Origin of the sequence: Pseudescherichia vulneris NBRC 102420, assembly GCF_000759795.1 — a bacterium.
GTDB lineage: Bacteria > Pseudomonadota > Gammaproteobacteria > Enterobacterales > Enterobacteriaceae > Pseudescherichia > Pseudescherichia vulneris.
The window spans coordinates 1-20,745 of sequence record NZ_BBMZ01000026.1 but is presented as its reverse complement, the minus strand read 5'-3'; the positions used below and the strand labels follow the sequence as shown (position 1 = coordinate 20,745).

Annotated in this window: 20 protein-coding genes and 4 tRNA genes; 11 read left to right on the top strand and 13 right to left on the bottom strand. The window is 55.3% G+C overall.

What is annotated here, in order from left to right; genetic code table 11:
• Window positions 1-18: 18 nt before the first annotated feature.
• Together EV102420_RS18050 and EV102420_RS18045 are read right to left on the bottom strand one after the other, a co-directional pair.
• A complete protein-coding gene (locus tag EV102420_RS18050; RefSeq protein WP_042394744.1) occupies window positions 19-498 on the bottom strand; it encodes a GNAT family N-acetyltransferase in 480 nt (159 codons plus the stop codon).
• Between the two features lie 199 nt (window positions 499-697).
• Window positions 698-773, bottom strand: a tRNA-Asn gene (locus EV102420_RS18045).
• Window positions 774-977: 204 nt separating this feature from the next.
• On the opposite strand from EV102420_RS18045, the gene EV102420_RS18040 reads away from it, so the two are divergent.
• Entirely contained in the window at window positions 978-2,414 is a 1,437-nt protein-coding gene (locus EV102420_RS18040) for an EmmdR/YeeO family multidrug/toxin efflux MATE transporter (RefSeq protein WP_106403959.1), read from the top strand.
• Between the two features lie 121 nt (window positions 2,415-2,535).
• Window positions 2,536-2,611: transfer RNA gene (locus EV102420_RS18035), tRNA-Asn, on the top strand.
• Between the two features lie 42 nt (window positions 2,612-2,653).
• On the opposite strand, the gene EV102420_RS18030 is transcribed toward EV102420_RS18035, so the two are convergent.
• Window positions 2,654-4,108, bottom strand: coding sequence for an AMP nucleosidase (locus EV102420_RS18030; protein ID WP_042394738.1), 1,455 nt, complete (start codon window positions 4,106-4,108; stop codon window positions 2,654-2,656).
• A gap of 143 nt (window positions 4,109-4,251) precedes the next feature.
• Here EV102420_RS18030 and EV102420_RS18025 point away from each other — a divergent pair, with 143 nt between their 5' ends.
• Complete coding sequence (locus EV102420_RS18025; protein ID WP_042394734.1) at window positions 4,252-5,442, top strand: hypothetical protein; 1,191 nt, start codon at window positions 4,252-4,254, stop codon at window positions 5,440-5,442.
• 30 nt (window positions 5,443-5,472) lie between these two features.
• Here EV102420_RS18025 and EV102420_RS22195 read toward each other — a convergent pair whose 3' ends face one another.
• The 5 genes from EV102420_RS22195 to EV102420_RS18005 all read right to left on the bottom strand — a co-directional run bounded on the left by EV102420_RS22195 (window position 5,473) and on the right by EV102420_RS18005 (window position 8,040).
• Window positions 5,473-5,613 (bottom strand): hypothetical protein, encoded by a 141-nt coding sequence (locus EV102420_RS22195; protein ID WP_106403958.1) that lies wholly within the window; start codon window positions 5,611-5,613, stop codon window positions 5,473-5,475.
• A gap of 91 nt (window positions 5,614-5,704) precedes the next feature.
• Entirely contained in the window at window positions 5,705-6,823 is a 1,119-nt protein-coding gene (locus EV102420_RS18020; protein ID WP_042394731.1) for a mechanosensitive ion channel family protein, read from the bottom strand.
• Between the two features lie 137 nt (window positions 6,824-6,960).
• Window positions 6,961-7,037: transfer RNA gene (locus EV102420_RS18015), tRNA-Val, on the bottom strand.
• Window positions 7,038-7,047: 10 nt separating this feature from the next.
• A tRNA-Val gene (locus EV102420_RS18010) sits at window positions 7,048-7,124 on the bottom strand.
• Between the two features lie 172 nt (window positions 7,125-7,296).
• Window positions 7,297-8,040, bottom strand: coding sequence for an SDR family NAD(P)-dependent oxidoreductase (locus EV102420_RS18005; protein ID WP_042394728.1), 744 nt, complete (start codon window positions 8,038-8,040; stop codon window positions 7,297-7,299).
• Window positions 8,041-8,131: 91 nt separating this feature from the next.
• Between EV102420_RS18005 and EV102420_RS18000 the strand changes: the two genes are divergently transcribed.
• Window positions 8,132-8,686: a TetR/AcrR family transcriptional regulator gene (locus EV102420_RS18000; protein ID WP_042394725.1), complete on the top strand. Its 555-nt coding sequence runs from the start codon at window positions 8,132-8,134 to the stop codon at window positions 8,684-8,686.
• Between the two features lie 53 nt (window positions 8,687-8,739).
• On the opposite strand, the gene mdtK is transcribed toward EV102420_RS18000, so the two are convergent.
• Window positions 8,740-10,113 (bottom strand): MdtK family multidrug efflux MATE transporter, encoded by a 1,374-nt coding sequence (gene mdtK, locus EV102420_RS17995; RefSeq protein ID WP_042394722.1) that lies wholly within the window; start codon window positions 10,111-10,113, stop codon window positions 8,740-8,742.
• Window positions 10,114-10,341: 228 nt separating this feature from the next.
• Here mdtK and EV102420_RS17990 point away from each other — a divergent pair, with 228 nt between their 5' ends.
• Window positions 10,342-10,992 (top strand): riboflavin synthase, encoded by a 651-nt coding sequence (locus tag EV102420_RS17990; RefSeq protein WP_042394719.1) that lies wholly within the window; start codon window positions 10,342-10,344, stop codon window positions 10,990-10,992.
• 44 nt (window positions 10,993-11,036) lie between these two features.
• Here the strand turns inward: EV102420_RS17990 and cfa are convergent, their stop codons facing one another.
• On the bottom strand, window positions 11,037-12,185 hold the full coding sequence (gene cfa / locus EV102420_RS17985; protein WP_042394716.1) for a cyclopropane fatty acyl phospholipid synthase: 1,149 nt from the start codon (window positions 12,183-12,185) through the stop codon (window positions 11,037-11,039).
• Window positions 12,186-12,453: 268 nt separating this feature from the next.
• Window positions 12,454-13,611, bottom strand: a complete 1,158-nt coding sequence (gene punC, locus EV102420_RS17980; RefSeq protein WP_042394713.1) for a purine nucleoside transporter PunC — start codon at window positions 13,609-13,611, stop codon at window positions 12,454-12,456.
• A gap of 135 nt (window positions 13,612-13,746) precedes the next feature.
• Here punC and punR point away from each other — a divergent pair, with 135 nt between their 5' ends.
• A complete protein-coding gene (gene punR / locus EV102420_RS17975) occupies window positions 13,747-14,658 on the top strand; it encodes a DNA-binding transcriptional activator PunR (protein ID WP_042394708.1) in 912 nt (303 codons plus the stop codon).
• 30 nt (window positions 14,659-14,688) lie between these two features.
• Here punR and purR read toward each other — a convergent pair whose 3' ends face one another.
• Window positions 14,689-15,714, bottom strand: coding sequence for an HTH-type transcriptional repressor PurR (gene purR / locus EV102420_RS17970; protein WP_042394706.1), 1,026 nt, complete (start codon window positions 15,712-15,714; stop codon window positions 14,689-14,691).
• A gap of 297 nt (window positions 15,715-16,011) precedes the next feature.
• Between purR and cydH the strand changes: the two genes are divergently transcribed.
• On the top strand, window positions 16,012-16,101 hold the full coding sequence (gene cydH / locus EV102420_RS22180; protein ID WP_103820868.1) for a cytochrome bd-I oxidase subunit CydH: 90 nt from the start codon (window positions 16,012-16,014) through the stop codon (window positions 16,099-16,101).
• Window positions 16,102-16,283: 182 nt separating this feature from the next.
• Entirely contained in the window at window positions 16,284-17,450 is a 1,167-nt protein-coding gene (locus EV102420_RS17965; RefSeq protein WP_042394703.1) for an MFS transporter, read from the top strand.
• A gap of 42 nt (window positions 17,451-17,492) precedes the next feature.
• On the opposite strand, the gene EV102420_RS17960 is transcribed toward EV102420_RS17965, so the two are convergent.
• A complete protein-coding gene (locus tag EV102420_RS17960) occupies window positions 17,493-18,338 on the bottom strand; it encodes a C40 family peptidase (RefSeq protein ID WP_042394700.1) in 846 nt (281 codons plus the stop codon).
• A gap of 335 nt (window positions 18,339-18,673) precedes the next feature.
• On the opposite strand from EV102420_RS17960, the gene grxD reads away from it, so the two are divergent.
• The 3 genes from grxD to tssC form a co-directional block, all read left to right on the top strand.
• Complete coding sequence (gene grxD / locus EV102420_RS17955) at window positions 18,674-19,021, top strand: monothiol glutaredoxin 4 (RefSeq protein ID WP_042394696.1); 348 nt, start codon at window positions 18,674-18,676, stop codon at window positions 19,019-19,021.
• A gap of 301 nt (window positions 19,022-19,322) precedes the next feature.
• Window positions 19,323-19,820: a type VI secretion system contractile sheath small subunit gene (gene tssB / locus EV102420_RS17950; RefSeq protein WP_042394694.1), complete on the top strand. Its 498-nt coding sequence runs from the start codon at window positions 19,323-19,325 to the stop codon at window positions 19,818-19,820.
• 37 nt (window positions 19,821-19,857) lie between these two features.
• A partial coding sequence (tssC, locus tag EV102420_RS17945) for a type VI secretion system contractile sheath large subunit (RefSeq protein WP_042394868.1) occupies window positions 19,858-20,745 on the top strand: 888 nt, incomplete at its 3' end.

Here is a 20,745-nt window from a genome sequence, read left to right as displayed (position 1 = left end):
GGCGAGCCAATAATAAATTCAGGCTTCAGCAAATTTTAGCAGGGCTTCACCGTCAAGGCGGTAACGAACCCACTCGCTTTGAGGTAGCGCGCCGATGCTGAGATAAAAATCGATGGAGGGCTGATTCCAGTCAAGCACGCTCCATTCCAGACGACCGCACTGGCGAGTAACCGCACACTGGGCGATATATTTTAGCAGCGCTTTGCCCGCGCCCTTGCCGCGATATTCGGGGGAGACGTACAGATCTTCCATATAGATGCCGTTACGTCCAAGCCAGGTTGAGTAACTGGTAAAGAAAACGGCATAGCCTATCGTCTTTCCATCGATTTCGCAGATCAATGCTTCGGTTTTACTCTCAGCGGCAAACAGCGTTTTACTAATCTCTTCCGGCGTGGTTACCACCTCTTCAGGGGCTTTTTCATACACTGCCAGTTCATAAATCATATCATAAATAGCATTCACGTCTGTCGAGCAAGCCTGGCGAATCGTAATACTCATTGCTTTTCCTGTCATGTTTGTGAAAAGTAAACTACAGGTTCCTAGCATAAACGTTATTTCAACAATAATTAAGTACAACGTACCGGTTACCGATGCTTTCAAGATAGGCAGGTTGTTGAGAATGGAAGGATAATGCCGTTCCAGACGTTATATAGACTATAAAAAGCAAAAAACCCGCCGAAGCGGGTTTTTTAGAATTTGGCTCCTCTGACTGGACTCGAACCAGTGACATACGGATTAACAGTCCGCCGTTCTACCGACTGAACTACAGAGGAATCGTGTGAACGCAGCGAATATTAGCGGCTAAAAAAATTTTGTCAAACCTCATTTGAATCAATGGCGTTCGTCTGCTGCTTCTCTCGCCACTCTGTTGTTTTTCGCAACAAAAATAGCGGCAAAATACTTTGCAGGATCGGCATTTCTCCCTCATCATTTGAAATGAGGTTTCAACTTTCTCTCTCGCACTCTCGCTAAGGTCCATTTTGAACGTCACTGCCGCTCTACGACAGGCCGTCGTACGCACGTCCTGGTACAAAAAACGCAATAGTTACCGAGTCCTCTTCTGGCGTGAGATCACGCCGCTGGCGGTACCTATCTTTCTGGAAAACACCTGCGTACTGCTGATGGGGGTGCTGAGCACCTTTCTGGTCAGCTGGTTAGGTAAAGAGGCGATGGCAGGCGTCGGCCTGGCCGATAGCTTTAATATGGTGGTGATGGCCTTTTTCGCCGCGATCGATCTGGGAACTACCGTCGTGGTCGCCTTCAGCCTGGGCAAGCGTGACCGACGGCGGGCGCGAGCGGCGGCGCGGCAATCGCTGGTGATCATGACCCTTTTTGCCGCCGTGCTGGCGGCGGTTATCCACTACTTTGGCGCGCAAATTATTGACGTCGTTGCAGGAGAAGCGACGCCACAGGTCAAAGCGCTGGCGCTGACCTATCTGGAACTGACGGTGCTGAGCTATCCGGCGGCAGCGATTGCGCTCATCGGCAGCGGGGCGCTGCGGGGAGCCGGAAATACCAAAATTCCGCTGATGATTAATGGCGGCATGAACATTCTCAACATCATTATCAGCAGCGCGCTGATCTACGGTGTTTTCTCCTGGCCCGGCATTGGCTTTGCCGGTGCCGGGCTGGGGCTGACCATCTCCCGTTACATTGGCGCAGTAGCGATTATTTGGGTGTTGATGATCGGCTTTAACCCGGCGCTGCGCATTACGCTCAAAAGCTACTTCAAACCGCTTAACTTCGCTATCGTCTGGGAAGTGATGGGGATTGGCGTTCCGGCCAGCATTGAGTCGGTACTTTTTAACAGCGGCAAGCTGCTGACGCAGATCTTCGTGGCCGGGATGGGGACCAACGTCATTGCGGGGAACTTTATTGCCTTCTCCGTGGCGGCGCTGATCAACCTGCCGGGGAACGCGCTGGGATCCGCCTCAACGATCATCACCGGCAGGCGGCTGGGCAAGGGGCAGATTGGCCAGGCCGAGCGCCAGCTGCGTCACGTTTTCTGGCTATCGACCATCGGGCTAACCGCTATTGCCTGGTTCAGCGCGCCGTTTGCCGGTCTGCTGGCCGCGTTCTATACCCCGGAACAGGATGTGCAAGAGGTGGTAAAAGTGCTGCTCTGGCTGAACGCCGCCTTTATGCCTATTTGGGCGGCATCGTGGGTGCTGCCTGCGGGGCAGAAGGGTGCACGTGACGCGCGCTTTGCGATGTGGGTCTCAATGCTTGGCATGTGGGGCTGCCGCGTGGTGGCAGGCTACACGCTTGGCGTGGTGCTGGGCATGGGCGTGGTCGGCGTCTGGCTAGGGATGTTCCTCGACTGGGCGGTGCGCGGCGTGTTCTTTTACTGGCGTATGGTCAGCGGCCGCTGGCTATGGAAATATCCGCGGGTTAAGCGGCAGGATGTACAGTAAACATCCATGCAGAGCGGATTTTTGTGCGACTTGGGGAATAATTGGGCAATCGGTTGATTTTTTTAAATCACCCTTTGACAAGGCCACCCCTCGTCGTTAATATTCGCCCCGTTCACACGATTCCTCTGTAGTTCAGTCGGTAGAACGGCGGACTGTTAATCCGTATGTCACTGGTTCGAGTCCAGTCAGAGGAGCCAAATTAAAGAAGCCCGCTTTTTAGCGGGCTTTTTGCTTTTTACTTACCGGAACGGCGGCTCGTTAAAGGTGCGCAGCTTACGCGAGTGCAGGCGGTCGCCTTCGGCGCGCAACAGATCAATCGCCCGGATCCCTATCTGTAAGTGCTCTGAAATCGCCCCCTCATAAAAACGGTTGGCCTGGCCCGGCAGCTTGATTTCACCGTGCAGCGGTTTGTCAGAGACGCAGAGCAGGGTGCCGTAAGGGACGCGGAAGCGATAGCCCTGGGCAGCAATGGTGGCGCTCTCCATATCGATTGCCACCGCGCGGCTCAGGTTAAAGCGCAGAGCCGAGGCGCTGTAGCGCAGCTCCCAGTTGCGGTCGTCGGTGGTGACCACGGTTCCGGTACGCAGCCGCTGCTTGACCTCTTCACCGGGCATACCGCTTACCGCTTTGGTGGCGTCGTACAGCGCACGCTGAACTTCGGCGATGCTCGGGATAGGAATATCCGGCGGCAGTACCGCATCCAGAACATGATCGTCGCGCAGATAGGCGTGCGCCAGCACGTAGTCACCGATGGACTGGCTTTCACGCAGGCCGCCGCAGTGGCCTATCATCAACCACAGGGCAGGGCGCAGCACGGCGAGGTGATCGCAGATGGTTTTGGCATTTGACGGCCCCACGCCGATGTTAACCAGCGTAATCCCTTCGCCATCGGCGGTGATCAGGTGCCAGGCGGGCATCTGGTGCTTTTTCCATGCCAGATCGGAAATGGCTTCTTCCGGCGCTTCGGTCTCGGCGGTGATCCAGACGCCGCCCGCGCAGGAGAGCGCAATATAGGGGCTGTCGGGATCGAGGATCTGGCTACAGCCCCAGCGCACAAACTCGTCCACGTAGCGGGTGTAGTTGGTAAACAGCACGAAGGGCTGGAAATGCTCTACAGGCGTGCCGGTGTAGTGACGCAGGCGAGCCAGTGAGAAATCGACTCGGCGGGCGTCAAAGTGCGACAGCGGATAGAGCTCGGTGGGATGAAACAGCCCATCGGCGGTCTCGTCGCCAATCTGTGCCAGCTCGGTTGTCGGGAAGTGGCGGGTCAGCCCGGCGCTCATGGAGCGATCCAGCGTCAGCGCAGAGCCGTCAATCACGTACGGATAGGGGATCTCATGCTGGGAGGGGCCCACTTCGATTAGTGCGCCATAGTCATTGTACAGCAGCGTTAACTGTTCCAGCAGGTAGGTGCGAAACAGGCCCGGACGGGTGATCGTGGTGGTATAGCGGCCCGAGTGCGTAAAGCGACCGTAGGCGCGGGTTTTCGGCGGATTGGTGGTATTGCCATCCCAGGAGACAGACAGCTCCGGATAGACAAACTTGCCCTGGGCACGCGTCAGGGTATCGGGTAGCGAGCCATCCTCTATATACAGGCCAATAGCGTCGCGTAGCGCATTGACCGACTGCTCATACAGCGCGTCAAGCTTTTCCAGCGCCTGTTCAGGCGTTAAACCTTCACCCATGTTATGCATCGTTATCTCCTTGTTCGCAGGTGTGCTGACATAAACGATAGTATGTCACAGGAATATGAAACAAAAGGGTGGGATAATTTCATACTTTAGCGACGTTCTGCCTGCCTATACTCCTGTGATCGATCGCTGCCGGATCTCCTTTGATGTCGATTATAGAACGTCTCTTTACTATTCAGCATGGAAGCCAGAAGAGCGTGGCGCTATTCCTGTTGGTTACGCTCTCCCTTCAAGCTCATTATGCCTACGGTCATTACCCGCCGGATCCCCCTGCGGAGTGTAGCAGTAGCCTGGATGAGGCAGGGCGCGGGCGCTGCCTGCTGGATCGCGTTTACCAGTCTGGCGATGTGGCCGCCGAGGCCGGCTTAGACGGAGCGGTATACCGTCAGCAGGCGGGTGCCGCGCTAACGCAAATAGAAGAGATGGCTGCGCCACCGGCCTTGCTGCTGGCGGAAGCGCGTTTCGCCTGGGCCTGGGCCAACGATGCGGATAACGCCGTCTTTATGTATCCGCCGACCGAAGAGACGAGCAGGCTCACCGTTTTGCACTACCAGCGGGTCTGCTTTCCACCTCATCCAGAGACGGCCAGCGCTGATCTCAATATCGCCCAGCTGCTGTGTACCGTTGCGAGGCAGCGTATCCATCTGTTGGAAAATGGCCTCGATCACGCTCTGCCGGAGGGAGCCGGTATGAAGGCGATACTGGGGTTTATTGCGCGCTACCCGCTAATGAAAAGCGAGGCGGGGCTGGATGAGGCTAACCTGCGCCTGGCGCGACGGTTAGTGGTGCTGGGGCTGGGATTCGCTTCAGCCGAGCGGGCAGGAACACAGTCCAAACAGGCGGCGGGGCTTGCTTTTCTGATGCTGTCGGTGGCTGAGGCCCAGCGAGATCCGCCGGATCGCGAGGCGGTTGCCTTCGCGGCCGGTATCGTTCAGCTTGTTGATCTGGCCCGGCCTGCGGATCGTCCCCGGCAGAATTACAACATTAAGCTGGTCGCCTTAAGCCACCGTCTGGTGAATGAAGCATTCCCGCCGGAAAGCCGCGTCGTCGTCAATAGCGACCAGCTGCAAACGGATATGGATATCGATATTGCGCTAAATCCTGTCTATCCACCGGCTATGCGCAGCGCGGCGGCAGAAGAGGCGAAAGCGCTAGTAGAGAGTCTGACCCAGAATGCCGTGCAGCAGCGGGAGTATGCCACGCAGCGGGAGCAGTTAGAGGTGGTGCAAACGCTTTTCGAGCGGCTGGAGCACTATAATCCAGAGCCAGAGCCAGAGCCAGAACCAGAGCCAGAGCAGCCCTCGCAGTTTGCCGCCGTCTGCGCTATTGAGATATAAAAAAACCGGCCAGAGCGGCCGGTTTAGGTATCAGATTTTGCAGGCGTCGCCGCAGTCATCATCGGCGATAATCGCCTGCGCTTTTTTATCAGCGTCATCCAGACGTTCCGCATTGCGCTCCTGCGCTTCTTCAAGCCCGGCAAACTCCAGGTTGTCGAGATCAATTTCCATTAGCTACCCCTTTTTAAAGCCGATTGAATGCACACTGTAGCATTATATGCCATCCGCCTGGGATGGCGAGAAATGCTCACCCCCAGTTGAATCAGGCCTCCTTGGGCCAGCGCTGCATCGCAACGGGGAATGGCGTTGCCTCTGGCTGGGCTGGCGTTCTTACCACCAGGCTAGGCAGGGCCAGCTCAATCTCATTTTCATTCAGCTTTTCAATAATGCGGATATTGATCTCCTGTTGGATATCCATGTACTTGTTGTAATCCGCCGTATTGACGATATGCACGACCTCAAAGGTCAGGCGATCCGCATTAAACGCCAGCAGGTGGGCGCGGTCGAACTTCGTCTCGCCGACCTCGTTAATGATGGTTTTAACCATATCACCTATGATGCGCAGCTTTTCCGGTGGGGTACCGAGCGCCACACCAAAGGTGAAAACGATACGGCGGGTCTGCATACGCTTGTAGTTATGAATGGTCTGTTGCAGCAGCTGGGCATTAGCGCAGACGATCTGCTCTCCGCTGAGGCTGCGTATACGGGTCGTTTTGAGCCCGATGTGCTCAATGGTACCGGCCACGTCGTTGAACACCACAAAGTCGCCAATCTCAAAGGGCTTATCGAAGCCGATCGACAGGGAAGCGAAAACATCGCTCAGCACGGTCTGTACTGCCAGCGCGATGGCAATACCGCCGACGCCAAGGCTGGCAACCAGTGCGGTAATATCGACGCCAATGTTCGCCAGAATCGACAGCAGCATCATCGACCAGACAATCACGCGCAGGATCATGCCCAGAATGACCATCGTCACCGGGTTTTTATTCGATCCTGGCGCATAGAGCAGATGGCGCATCCAGGACTGCACGCCCTGATCGAGCCAGATAGCAATCTGGATAGCGATAACAAAGAACCAGATGTGGGACACCGTCGAGAACAGGCGATCGGGGAGGTCAACGAAGCGTAGGCTGAACAAAAAAGCGGCAATAAAGAGAAGGAGCTTGTTGGTTCGCTTCAATATATCGAACGCGATAAAGCGGGAGTGGGTGCTGTTTCCCTCTTTTTTACTGGCCTGCTGAATGGTTTTATACACAAAGCTCAGCAGCCGATTTGTCAGCCAATAGGTAATCAACGTGACAAAGAAGACGATAGCCAGATTGATCCAAAACGCGGGTGACATCAACACCGTAACTATATTGAGTCGTGCCAAATACTCCATTTTACCTCCAGTCTATAGCGCAAGAACACTAGAGTATAGACGCCATGAATCAGAGGTCAGCATTGAAATAGTAAACGGGTAAGATGAGATACGGGAAGCAAAACTGAAGAAAAAGCACCAAATCACAGGAGATGATTTGGTGCGTCCGAGTGGACTCGAACCACCGACCCCCACCATGTCAAGGTGGTGCTCTAACCAACTGAGCTACGGACGCACTAAGGAGATGGTGCGTTCAATTGGACTCGAACCAACGACCCCCACCATGTCAAGGTGGTGCTCTAACCAACTGAGCTATGAACGCAACGTTGTGTGTGACAACGGGGACGAATATTAGCGGCAGGTGGCGGTCGTGGCAAGCAGAAAAAAGCAGTTTTATCACTGCTTTCACGCGATTGCAGAACTTTTATACATAAAGCTCACATTGCATTGAAGCATAAGGATGATTTTTAATCATAAATCCTTTTGCACTGCCTTTAGACGGCGATAAAACCGCCATCGACAAACAGCTCTTCGCCACCCACGAAGCTGCTCTCTTCGGAGGCCAAAAACAGCACCGCTTTAGAAACTTCTTCGGGCTGGGCCAGCCTGCCGAATGGCGTCGTCTGCTGCATCCACTCCTCAGCGCCAGTATTGCTATCCAGATAGGCCTGCATGGCAGGGGTCATCACCATGCCCGGCGACACCGCATTAACGCGAATACCCCGGCTTTTCAAATCAGTTGTCCAGGTTCGGGCGAATGAGCGGATTGCGGCTTTTGTGGCGCTATACACAGAGAGGCCAGCAATGCCTGTACTCCCCGCAACCGAGCCAGCGAGCACAACGGCACCGCCAGCAGACATCAGGGGTAAGGCTTTTTGTACGGTCAAGACCGTGCCCTTAACGTTAATAGCAAATACGCGGTCTAAGTGATCCTCATCAATACTGCCGATGGGCGCAGATTCGGACACCCCAGCATTGGCGAAGACCACGTCAATACGTCCATGATCCTCCGCTATTTTTGCATAGAGCCTGTCAAGGTCCGCACCCAGGCTGACGTCCCCCTGAATGCCTACGGCACCGTTACCGATCTCGTTGAGCGCTTCATCAAGGCGCTCCTGACGACGACCGGTGATATAGACGTGCGCGCCTTCTGCCGCAAACATCTTCGCTGTCGTCAAACCGATACCGTCGCTACCACCGGTGATCGCCACGACCTTTTTTTCGAATCGCATAGCCATAGAGAGTCTCGCTCTTGATTAAGTGGAGGGTTGCTCCATTTATTATGTGGAGTTACCCTCCATTTAGCAAGCATCACAGGAGAAAAAAGAGTTGTCTCACGAACCCCCATTGCGCGCCGATGCGCAGCGAAACAAAACGCGGATCCTCGCTGCGGCCGAGGAGATTTTTTATGAAAGGGGCGCAGGCGTCTCGTTAGAAGATGTCGCGAAGCGTGCTGGCGTCGGCATTGGCACGCTCTATCGACGCTTCCCGACCCGTGAAGCGCTGCTGGCGGCGGCGTATAGCGATCGGTTTTTGGCTTTATCAGAGGCCAGCCGGGTAAGAGCCCCTTCGCTTGATCCGCTGGATGCGTTGCGGTTGTATCTCGAAGAGCTCGTCCAGTATACCAATGTCTACCGTGGCATTGCGGCGTCGCTCGGCACCGTTCTTCAGATCGGAACGCCAGGATGTGTTGCAACCCGCGAGGAGGGGACGCGCCTTTTGCAGAATGGACAAGCGGCAGGCGCAGTTCGGAGTGATATCAGCTTTGATGACCTGGTGTGTATCGCAACGGCCATTTCACTGGCCACTGAGCAAGACAGCGCCCCGCAACCGCATATTGCGCATCTGGTCGGTCTCTTTCTGCATGGCATTGCCTTGCGCTAGCGGCGCGTTTAAACCGCAGATAAAAAAGCCGCCCGTAGGCGGCTAGTGGTGAATTAACGCGCGGCGCGCTGGAGGATCACGCTGGAAGGCTGACGCTGCAGGAAGCGCATCCGCAGCATCATCAGGATCGCCGCCGAGGTCAGGCCGATAATAAAGCCCATCCAGAAGCCCGCCGGACCCATGCGATCGACTACCAGATCGGTCAGCGCCAGGACGTAGCCGCTCGGTAGGCCCAGTACCCAGTAGGCGGTGAAGGTGATAAAAAAGATCGAGCGAGTATCTTTATAGCCACGCAGAATGCCGCTGCCCACCACCTGAATAGAGTCAGAGATCTGATAGATTGCCGCCAGCAGCATCAGCTGTGCCGCCAGGTGCACTACCTCGGGGTTATCGTTGTAGAGCAGGGCGATATGCTCACGCAGCGATACGGTAAAGATAGCGGTAAGCACCGCCATGCACACGCCAACGCCCAAACCCGTTCGCGCGGCAGTCTGCGCCTCCAGGGTTGAGCCCTGCCCAAGGCGGAAACCGACGCGGATGGTCACCGCCGCCGCCAGCGACATCGGCAGGACAAACATCAGCGAGCTAAAGTTAAGGGCGATCTGGTGCCCTGCCACGTCAACGATGCCCAGCGGGGAGACCAGCAGCGCGACCACGGCAAACAGCGTCACTTCAAAGAAGAGCGCCAGCGCGATCGGCAGGCCAAGCTGCACCAGACGTTTAAGGACGCTGAAGTCGGGCCCGGCAACGTGCTGGTCCTGGCGAATATCGCGCATGGAGCGGGCGCGTTTGATGTAGGAGAGCATACAGATAAACATCACCCAGTAGACCGCCGCGGTGGCGACGCCACAGCCGACGCCGCCCAGCTCCGGCATGCCGAAGTGACCGTAGATAAAGATATAGTTAACCGGAATATTCACCAGCAGGCCAATAAAGCCAAACACCATGCCGGGCTTGGTCTTCGCCAGCCCCTCGCACTGGTTACGCGCCACCTGGAAGAAAAGGTAGCCCGGTGCGCCGCACAGCAGGGCGCGGAGGTAGAGTACGGCTTTATCCGCCAGCTCGGGATCAATGTTATGCATGGCACGAATAATATGACCGGCATTCCAGAGGACGATCATAATGAATACCGAGACAAAGCCGGCCAGCCAGAATCCCTGGCGCACCTGTTGCGCAATGCGGTCCCGACGGCCTGAACCGTTAAGCTGAGCGATAACCGGCGTCAGGGCCAGCAGCAGGCCGTGACCAAAGAGAATGGCCGGAAGCCAGATAGAGGTTCCGATCGCGACGGCCGCCATATCGGTGGCGCTGTAGCCGCCCGCCATGACCGTATCCACAAATCCCATCGCGGTTTGCGCTACTTGCGCAAGGATCACTGGGATAGCCAGCGCCAGCAGCTGGCGTGCTTCGATATAATACTTCTGCACGGAAACACCTGTATATTGTTGTTATAGGAATGCATGAAAAAGCCGCCGTAACAGGCAGCAAGAAGAAATTGCAGGATAAATAGCCAGACCATTGTAACGGGGAACAGCGAATATGCCAGAGAAAAAACAGCCTGAATGGGTGCAGCGCTGGCAACCTCTTTTTCCACCTGTTATTGTGCAATTATCAAAACGGCTTGCGCCGAATTAATGGTTACAGGAGTTGTAGGCATGTTTACTGGTATTGTACAGGGCACGGCAAAAATCGTGTCCATTGATGAAAAACCCAACTTCCGCACCCACGTCGTCGAGCTGCCGGAGGCGATGCTGCCGGGGCTGGAGACCGGTGCGTCTGTGGCGCATAACGGCTGCTGCCTGACCGTCACCAGCATCAACGGCCCGCTGGTGAGCTTTGACCTGATGAAAGAGACGCTGCGTATTACCAACCTTGGCGAGCTGAGCGTTGGCAGCGAGGTGAACGTTGAGCGAGCGGCGAAGTTCAGCGATGAAATTGGCGGCCATCTGATGTCGGGGCATATTATTACCACCGCCGAGGTGGTGAAAATTCTGGCCTCTGAAAATAACCGTCAAATCTGGTTTAAAGTTCAGGACGCCAACCTGATGAAATATATTCTTTATAAAGGCTATGTTGGCGTAGATGGTATTAGCCTGACGGTGGGTGAGGTTACGCCGACGCGTTTCTGTGTGCATCTGATCCCCGAAACGCTGGAGCGCACCACGCTGGGCAATAAAAAGCTGGGCCATAGGGTAAATATTGAGATCGACCCGCAGACCCAGGCGATTGTGGATACGGTAGAGCGCGTGCTGGCCAGCCGTGAAGCAGCGATGATTGCCGCCTCGGTCAGCGGCAGCGAAGAGTAATCAACAAAAAACCCCGGCGCGCCGGGGTTTTTCATCAGGATGTATTAGCGCGCCACGCGCAGGCCGTTTTCGACGCCGCGGCTAAACACCACCTGCCAAAGTTGAATATCCCGCGCACGAAACGCACCGGCACAGGCGTTCAGATAGTAGCTAAACATGCGCTTAAAGCGTTCAGAGTAGTTATCGGCAATTTCCGGCCATGTCGCCATGAAACGCTCGTGCCAGGCCATCAGAGTGGTATCGTAATCGGCGCCGAAGTTATGCCAGTCCTCCATGATAAAATGGGGCTCGCTGGCATTAGCAATCTGGCGCACCGACGGCAGGCAGCCGTTGGGGAAGATATACTTATCGATCCACGGGTCGACGTGATGGTCGGTTTTTTTCGAGCCAATGGTATGGAGCAGGAACAGGCCGTCGGGCTTGAGGTTGCGATCGACCACCTCAAAATAGGTGGCATAGTTTTTGGGACCCACGTGCTCAAACATGCCGACCGAAACCACGCGGTCAAACTGATCTTTAAGATCGCGGTAATCCTGAAGCAGGATGGTCACATCCAGCCCTTCGCAGCGCGCCTGGGCCATCTTTTGCTGCTCTGCTGAAATGGTCACGCCGGTCACGCTGACGCCGTAGTTTTTAGCCATAAACCAGGCCAGACCACCCCAGCCACAGCCGATATCCAACACGCGCATGCCCGGTTGCAGCTGCAGTTTTTCACAGATGAGACGCAGCTTGGCCTCCTGCGCCTCTTCCAGCGTCTGGGCCTCTTTCCAGTAGGCGCACGAGTACTGCATATAGGGATCGAGCATGCGGCTGAAGAGATCGTTACCGAGATCGTAGTGCTCTTTACCCACAATCCAGGCACGCTTCTGGGTTTGCAGGTTAAGCACCCGCGCCGCGGCGATACGCAGCGTATCTTTAATGTGGCGCGGCATCTGGTCTTCCAGCCCGGCACGGAGCACTTTACTGAAGAACATATCTAGCCGATCACACTCCCACCAGCCGTCCATGTAGCTCTCGCCCAGCCCAAGCGAGCCCTCTTTTAACACGCGCTTAAAAAAACGGGGATTTTTCACCCGGATATCCGACGGGGCGGTACCGTTGACGTTGATCCCCGCACGGCTTAACAGTTCGTTTGCGATACGGAACCAGTTATCGCTCTGTATGTTGACTTCTTCTATACACGATGAACTCATAGCTTCTCCATCACCCTATGTGATCAGAACCTTCAAACAGCGTAGACGCTTTTAATGGTTTGTGAGAAATCCCACGGAACGGGCCGTGAGCTTGATATCCGACGTAGAACAGAGGAAGGGAGATAGCCCTTGCCGAAAATGCCGTCCATGGAAGAACAGGCGTACTCCGACGCCTGTTAATGCATAGTTTTTTTTACTATTAAGAATTATCGAATTGAGTATAGGCCGCAAAAACGGGTCGTTCAACCCATTATGATTAGTTAACTAATTATTTTACGGCCTGTTTTTGTACCCAATAGCCCAGCCCGGCAAGCAGCACGGTCAACAGCATCACGCTGGTCGTGGTGAGCAGTGGCGTTGCGATAAGCGTTGAGACCAGCAGGCTGGCGAAAAAGCAGAGGCCCAGTTGGAGGGTATTTTGCAGCGCCGCCGCACGTCCTGCGCCCTGTGGAAACGGGCTCAGCGCCTGGGCCACAACAATGGGATAGATCGCACCGTTAGCCATCGCCATGACGCAGAACGGAGCCAGCAGCAGGGTTAATGAAACCTGCGGAATAAATGAGACTAGCCAGACGGCAACCACGCTCAGCGCATAGAGCGCCAGCAGCCAGGGCAGCATGCGTGGCCCCTGCCAGCGTTGCAGCGCGGCGCGACAGCCGTAGCCACCCAGCAGAAAGGCAATGGTCTGCGGGACGTAGCTCAACCCAATCGCCGTAGGACCATAGCCCAGCGCGCTGAGGATAAACGGCGAGCCGGTAAGCCAGGCGAAAAAGCTAGCCGAGCAGGCGGCGTAGATGGTGACGTTTCCGCAGTAAAAGCGAGAGCGTAACAGCAGCCCAAAGGTAACGGGCGTCGTCTGCGAATGGTGCTTTTTCACCGGTGTTTTAAGGCGCAGGGCAGGCAGCATCAGCAGCAGCGTGATGACAAACAGCACCATGAAGATGGTCTGCCAGTGGGAGTGGGCAAGGATCCAGCTTCCCAGCAGCGGCGCGAGGGCGGGTGACAATCCTACCAGCGGCATGATGGTGGCAAAAATGCGGTTGACCCGCTGAGCCGGATAATAGTCCGTTACCAGCGTCTGCCAGCTGACCGCTGCGGCACAGACTCCCACGGCCTGAACAAAACGCAGCACCAGCAGCGTGGTGCCGTCGCGCACCCACAGCATGCCGAGGCAGCCGAAAGCAAACAGCCCCAGCCCGCAGAGCAGGATCGGCCTGCGGCCAAAGCGATCGGAGAGCGGGCCCCATACCAGCTGGGCAAGGGCGAAACCGGCCAGAAACAGGCTCAGGCTGGCGCTTACGGCCGATGCAGGCGTATTGAGATCCTGCTGAATAGCGGTAAACGCTGGCAGATACATATCCGTTGCCAGAAAGCCCAGCACGCTTAATCCCGCCAGCCAGACTAAAAATCCTTTACCAGGTATCATCATTACTCCTTCTTATTATCTTTTACACGACAGGTGAACAGCACAGATCACAAAGCGGCAAAGTGTAGGCAGTGCATTACCGCTTGTGAAACGGTAATATTTGCGCGGTGCATTCAAATTTTTTGCAGGCAGAATATGTGGTCTGATTACTCCCTTGAAGTGGTAGATACCGTCGCCCGTACCGGCAGCTTTAGCGCCGCCGCCCAGGAGCTGCACCGCGTTCCCTCCGCTATCAGCTACACGGTTCGTCAGCTGGAAGAGTGGCTTGCCGTGCCGTTGTTCGAACGACGTCATCGGGATGTCGTATTGACCCCCGCCGGCAGCTGGTTTTTGCAGGAGGGGCGGTCTGTCATCAAAAAAATGCAGGTCACCCGCCAGCAGTGCCAGCAGATAGCTAACGGCTGGCGCGGCCAGCTCGCTATTGCCGTAGATAATATTGTACGTCCCGAGCGCACCCGGCAGATGATCGTCGACTTCTATCGCCACTTTTCAGACGTGGAGCTGCTGGTGTCGAAAGAGGTATTTAATGGCGTCTGGGATGCGCTGGCCGATGGGCGCGTGGAGCTGGCCATCGGGGCAACCCAGGCCATACCGGTGGGCGGGCGCTTTGCCTTTCGCGATATGGGGATGCTCAACTGGCGCTGCGTGGTGGCCGCTCATCATCCGCTGGCGGGCAAGGGTGGCCCGCTGAGTGACGATCTCCTGCGCGGCTGGCCATCGCTGGTGTGGGAAGATACCTCCCGTCTGCTGCCCAAAAGGATCACCTGGCTGCTGGACAACCAGCGGCGAATGGTGGTGCCGGACTGGACCTCTTCAGCAGAATGCCTGAGCGCCGGACTGTGTATCGGTATGGTGCCGGGGCATTTTGCGCGACCGTGGCTCGATCGCGGTGAGTGGGTGGAGCTCCAGCTGGAAGAGTCGTTTCCGGATGCTGCCTGCTGCCTGACCTGGCAGCAAAACGATAACTCGCCCGCGCTGGGCTGGCTGCTGGACTATTTAGGTGATAGCGAAACGCTTAATCGAGAGTGGCTGCGGGAGCCGGAGTAACCGGCTCCCGAGGTTTTTAGCGGTGCGATCTTAACGGCGATAGTCGCGGAAGGGACCGTCAGCGACCGAGCGGCGCTCGATCAGTCGAGGATGAACCTCAATCGACTGGGACTCTTCACGCTTATTCACGATGCGATCCATCAGCATATTAAAGGCGGTTTCCCCCAGCGAGTCTTTGGGCTGGTGGATGGTGGTCAGCGCAGGGGTGAAGAACCGGGCGTTACGCACGTTATCATAGCCGATCAGCGAGACATCCTGCGGCACGCGCAGGCCCATCTCATCAACGGCGCAGAGCGCGCCCATCGCCATCACATCGCCGCCGCAGAACACGGCAGTAGGGCGGTGGGACTGGGAGAGGATCTGCTGCATCGCGCGGTAGCCGGATTCAGGTTCAAAGTCGCCCTGTACAATCCAGTTCTCCGGCACGCTGATCAGCGCCTCTTCCATGGCTTTCATAAAGCCAGCCAGACGACCCGCACCGGTATTGCGCTCAAGCGGGCCCGGGATCACGCCAATCTCACGATGGCCGCGCTCGACCAAATAGCGACCCGCCATATACCCGCCTTCAAAGGCGTTATCGATCACCGAGTCGGTAAAGTCTGCTTTTGCCTCACCCCAGTCCATCACGACCATGGGGATATGGCGGTACTCCTCTAGCATGCTCAGCAGCGGGGCGGGGTACTCGGAACACATCACCAGCAGGCCATCGACGCGCTTCTGCGCCATCATCGACAGATAGGCACCCTGCTTCTCCAGGTTGTTCCAGGCATTACCCAGGATAAGGGTGTAGCCTTTCTGGAAACAGTTTTTTTCTACCGCCTCGATAATCTCGGCAAAGTAGGGCGCTTCGCTGCTGGTCGCCAGCAGGCCGATCGATTTGGTATGGTTAACCTTCAGGCTACGGGCCACGGCGCTGGGTGAATAGTGCAGCTCTTTAATGGCTGCCCATACCGCGTTACGCGTCTCTTCTGCCACAAAGCGGGTTTTGTTAATAACATGTGATACGGTTGTGGTGGAAACGTTTGCTCGTTTCGCTACGTCTTTTATAGTTGCCATTCAATGTCACTCCAAACCACGACGTAAGCTCCTGAAAATAGTGTAGGTAAACGTTTGCCTCTACTCAGCCTGCACGCAACTTTTGGGGATGCGATTCGCCGGGAAAACGACACGGAACGTCAGGAGGGGTCTATGGCCGGTACGCGAATAAATTTAGCGTGGAATTTTGTCTTATCTTGATGAAAAGGGGAAGCGTTAAAACGCATATCACCCCAAATCAAAGAAGATTTTTGCCCATAAATGTGTAAAAATGCGCAAGCTCACTTTTTGTGGGGTAATAAGAATGGAGAGAAATTGATGAGTGCAGATCTGAAGTTTTCCCTGATGACCACCGTTGTTGTGCTGGGCCTGATTGTTGCCGGTGCGCTGACCGCTGCGTTAAATTGATTTAGTATGAGGGAGAGTCCTCTCCCTCTGCTTGTTGCCCCCCGCTATTCCCCGGCTAATTGTTAGCAAAATGGCAATAAACTTTTGTTAGTTTGATAACTTCTGTTTTTTTGTGATAAATGTCATGCTTTTGGCTTCTGTGACGGTGTCGCCTGTCGACACGGCAATTCTGGAGTCAAAATATGAAAATCAACTTTCCCCTGCTGGCCCTGGCGATTGGGGCATTTGGCATCGGTACCACCGAGTTCTCCCCGATGGGCCTGCTGCCGACAATCGCGCGTGGGGTAGATGTCTCTATACCGGCAGCGGGAATGCTCATTAGCGCCTATGCCATTGGCGTGATGGTGGGGGCCCCGCTGATGACGCTGCTGCTCTCCCATCGCGCCCGCCGTAGCGCGCTGATCTTCCTGATGGCTATCTTTACCCTGGGCAACGTGCTGTCCGCACTCTCTCCTGACTACACCACCCTGATGCTGTCGCGCATTATCACCAGCCTTAACCACGGCGCTTTCTTTGGCCTGGGATCGGTGGTGGCGGCCAGCGTCGTGCCTAAAGAGAAGCAGGCCAGCGCGGTAGCAACCATGTTTATGGGGCTGACCATCGCCAACATCGGTGGCGTACCGGCGGCGACCTGGCTGGGTGAAACCATCGGCTGGCGAATGTCGTTTCTTGCCACGGCGGGCCTCGGCGTGATCTCCATGCTGAGCCTGTTCTTCTCCCTGCCAAAAGGCAGCGCCGGGCAGCGTCCGGATGTGCGTAAAGAGCTGGCCGTGCTGGTGCGTCCGCAGGTGCTGTCGGCTTTACTGACCACCGTGCTGGGCGCGGGGGCGATGTTTACGCTCTATACCTACATCGCACCGGTACTGCATGAGATCGCTCATGCCACGCCGCTGTTTGTTACTGCAATGCTGGTGCTGATCGGGGTTGGCTTCTCCATCGGCAATTACCTGGGCGGCAAGCTGGCGGATCGCTCAGTAAGCGGCACCCTTAAAGGCTTTTTCCTGCTGCTGATCGTTATCATGCTGGCCATTCCGCTTCTGGCGCGTAGCGAGCTGGGCGCGGCGGTGAGCATGATCATCTGGGGTGCAGCGACCTTTGCCGTGGTGCCACCGCTGCAAATGCGCGTGATGCGCGTGGCTCATGAAGCGCCAGGCCTGTCGTCATCCGTTAATATCGGAGCCTTTAACCTGGGCAATGCGCTGGGTGCGGCGGCAGGTGGGGCGGTGATCTCCGGCGGGCTGGGGTATAGCGTGGTACCCGTTACCGGGGCGCTGATTGCAGTGCTGGCGCTGCTGCTGGTGCTGGTCTCTGGACGTGGCAAAACCGAACGCGAATACGCGGTGGAGTAACCCTAAAGAAAGTGTCCTGCCGCAGACCGGCAGGACGCTGAATTAACGAAGCGTTTTAGAGGTCATCACCCGGCGCGCACCCACGTAGTGGCGCTGCCAGTAATCTTCGCTCAGGGAGGTGATCTGAATATCCTGGCCGCTGCGCGGGGACTGGATGAATTTACCGTTTCCGACGTAGACGCCGACGTGATCGGCGGTGCCTCGGCCCTGGGTGCGGAAGAAGACCAGATCGCCGCTCTGCAACTCACCGGTGTCGACCGGGGAAGCATCGCGCAGGTGATACATCTCATTGGCCGTGCGTGGGATGCGGAACTTGACCAGATCTTTATAGGCGTAATAGACCAGACCGCTGCAGTCAAAGCCGGTACGCGGGGAGGAGCCACCCCAGCGATAGGGCTTGCCGATCTGATCCATCAGTTTATTCATGGCGGTTTTCTGTGCTTTTTGCATCCGCGCCTTATGCAGATCTGCCAGCGTCTCTGGCTTATCGCCTTTGACCTTCACGCAGCGAGCCTTGTGGCCTTTACGCGCGGTGCACTTTTCCGCTAAAGCGACGGAGGCAATCTTGTCTGGGCTGGTTTTCGTGCGGCGAGAGGCGACTTTGCTGGCTTTCGCGCTGGTTGATGCGCGCTTGGTGCTGGAGGAGGCGGTTTTAGCGGTGCTTGCCTTTGTACTGGTTTTTTTCGTTGTGTTTTTTGCAGTGCCACTGCTTTTCTTTGAAGTCTTTTGGTTAGTGCTTTTACTCTTTCGCTCTGATGCTTTTGCCAAATGCGTTTTTTGCACGGCAGAGGGCCGCGCCTGTTCTGATGCCCCGGCTAGCGGCGAGAACGTCAGCGAGGCAAACACTAAAGCACAGAGCGTGATCGAGATTTTATTTATCCGCGCCACTGAGCAATCCCCTGAGTCAGTCAAGTAACGAATACGACATGCGTGTGATTTACAAAACTCGTCGATTCTAAAGCATAAAATGGCAAAAAGTTAATAAACTTTTTGCATCACGGCTCTGTTTCGTTAGCAAGCGCAAAAAAAAGCATCAGTTATCCCGCTTTAACGCTCACGAGATGACCAGTTGTGAAGGCTCTGGCGCTAAGCAGCACAATTTTTACGGCAACTTTACCCTTCAGGCGATAAACTAACGGTTGGTGAACAAAATGTTATTTTACCTGCTGGTGTGAAAAGCTAGAATGTCACACCACGCCGTAAGACGTTAAGGAAGTAAGACAATGAGCACAACCGTAGAGAAAATTCAGCAGCAGATCGCTGAAAACCCGATCCTTCTGTATATGAAAGGCTCCCCTAAGCTGCCGAGCTGCGGCTTCTCCGCCCAGGCCGTGCAGGCGCTCTCCGCGTGCGGCGAGCGTTTTGCCTATGTTGATATCCTGCAGAACCCGGACATCCGCGCTGAGCTGCCAAAATATGCTAACTGGCCGACCTTCCCACAGCTGTGGGTTGACGGTGAACTGGTTGGCGGCTGCGATATCATCATCGAGATGTACCAGCGCGGCGAGCTGCAGACGCTGATCAAAGAGACGGCGGCGAAGTACAAAACTGAAGAGCCTGACGCAGAGTAAGCGTTACCGCCTGCATAAAAGCCTTTCAAACAGATGAAGCCAGACAGTTAAATAACTGCCTGGCTTTTTTTACATCCTCTGATGCATTTATATAAGCAGTAAAATAAATACCGCATAATATTTCCGCTTGTTTCAATTTTAAATATTTTTACTTATGTCACTGTCAAATTCCTAATTTTCAAAAAAGGCCGCTTTGTTTGCTTTACCCTGCGCTAAATTAGGCGTAAATATTAATGCGTCCGTTTACCCTGGCGGCAATATACCTGGCAGGGGCGTTAATTAATTCAGGAGATAAATATATATGTCTGAATCATTTCAGAACGAGATACCTCGTGCGCGTGTAAATATAAAACTGGATCTTGTTACGGGGGGCGCGCAGAAAAAAGTTGAGCTGCCGCTAAAGCTCTTGAGCGTGGGCGACTTCAGCAATGGCAAAGCCGAGGGCCCGCTTTCCGAGCGAGAGAAGATAAACATCAACAAAAATAATTTTAACAGCGTGCTGGCAGAGCTTAATCCCGCCATTAATCTCACCGTCAGAAACACCCTTGCGGACGACGGTTCGGAAGAAAACGTGCATCTCTCCTTTCAAAATATGAAAGATTTTGAGCCCGAGGCGGTGGCACGCCAGATACCTCAGCTTCGGGCTATGCTCTCCATGCGTAACCTGTTACGCGATTTGAAATCCAATCTGCTCGATAACGTCACTTTCCGAAAAGAACTTGAAGTCATTTTAAAAGACCCGGCGCTTTCTGATGAGTTGCGCAGTGAACTGAACGCGCTCGCGCCAACCCGGGGCTAATTATCAATACGCCTTTAAGCCGAATAAAAACGAGTAAATGATAATGTCAGTGAATAATGAATCTCATAATCTGGCGAATAGCGCCACTGCTGTAAAAACAGTGTCTCACGGTGGGGTATATGCCTCGTTGTTTGAAAAAATCAATTTAACGCCGGTAGCCGAACTCGGTGATCTAAACGGGTTTGATGATAATAGCGTGATGGCCGAAACCTCTGCGGATGCGCGCGTCACTGCGGCAGTAAAAGTATTTATGCAGTGTCTGCAAAAATCCGGGCAGACGGTGGAGAAGCTGGATAAAACCATCCTCGACCACCATATTGCAGAGCTGGATTTCCAGATCGGCCGGCAGCTTGATGAGGTCATGCACCATGAAGATTTTCAGCGCACGGAAGGCATCTGGCGGGGCCTGAAATCGCTGGTGGATAAAACCGACTTTCGCCAGAACGTGAAGCTGGAACTGCTTGATTTGTCGAAAGAGGAGCTGCGTCAGGACTTCGAGGACGCGCCGGAAATCATTCAGAGCGGGCTGTATAAGCAGACCTATATCGCGGAATACGACACCCCCGGCGGAGAGCCCATTGCCGCAGTTATCTCGGCATACGAGTTTGATGCCTCCGCTCAGGACGTGGCGCTGATGCGTAACATTTCGAAGGTGTCCGCCGCGGCGCACATGCCGTTTATTGGCTCCGCCGGGCCAACATTCTTCTTAAAAGAGAATATGGAGCAGGTGGCGGCCATCAAGGATATCGGCAACTACTTCGACCGGGCCGAGTACATCAAATGGAAATCCTTCCGCGAAACCGACGACTCGCGTTACCTCGGTCTGGTGATGCCGCGCGTGCTGGGGCGTCTGCCGTACGGCCCGGATACCGTGCCGGTGCGCAGCTTCAACTACGTTGAGCAGGTCAAAGGCCCGGATCACGAC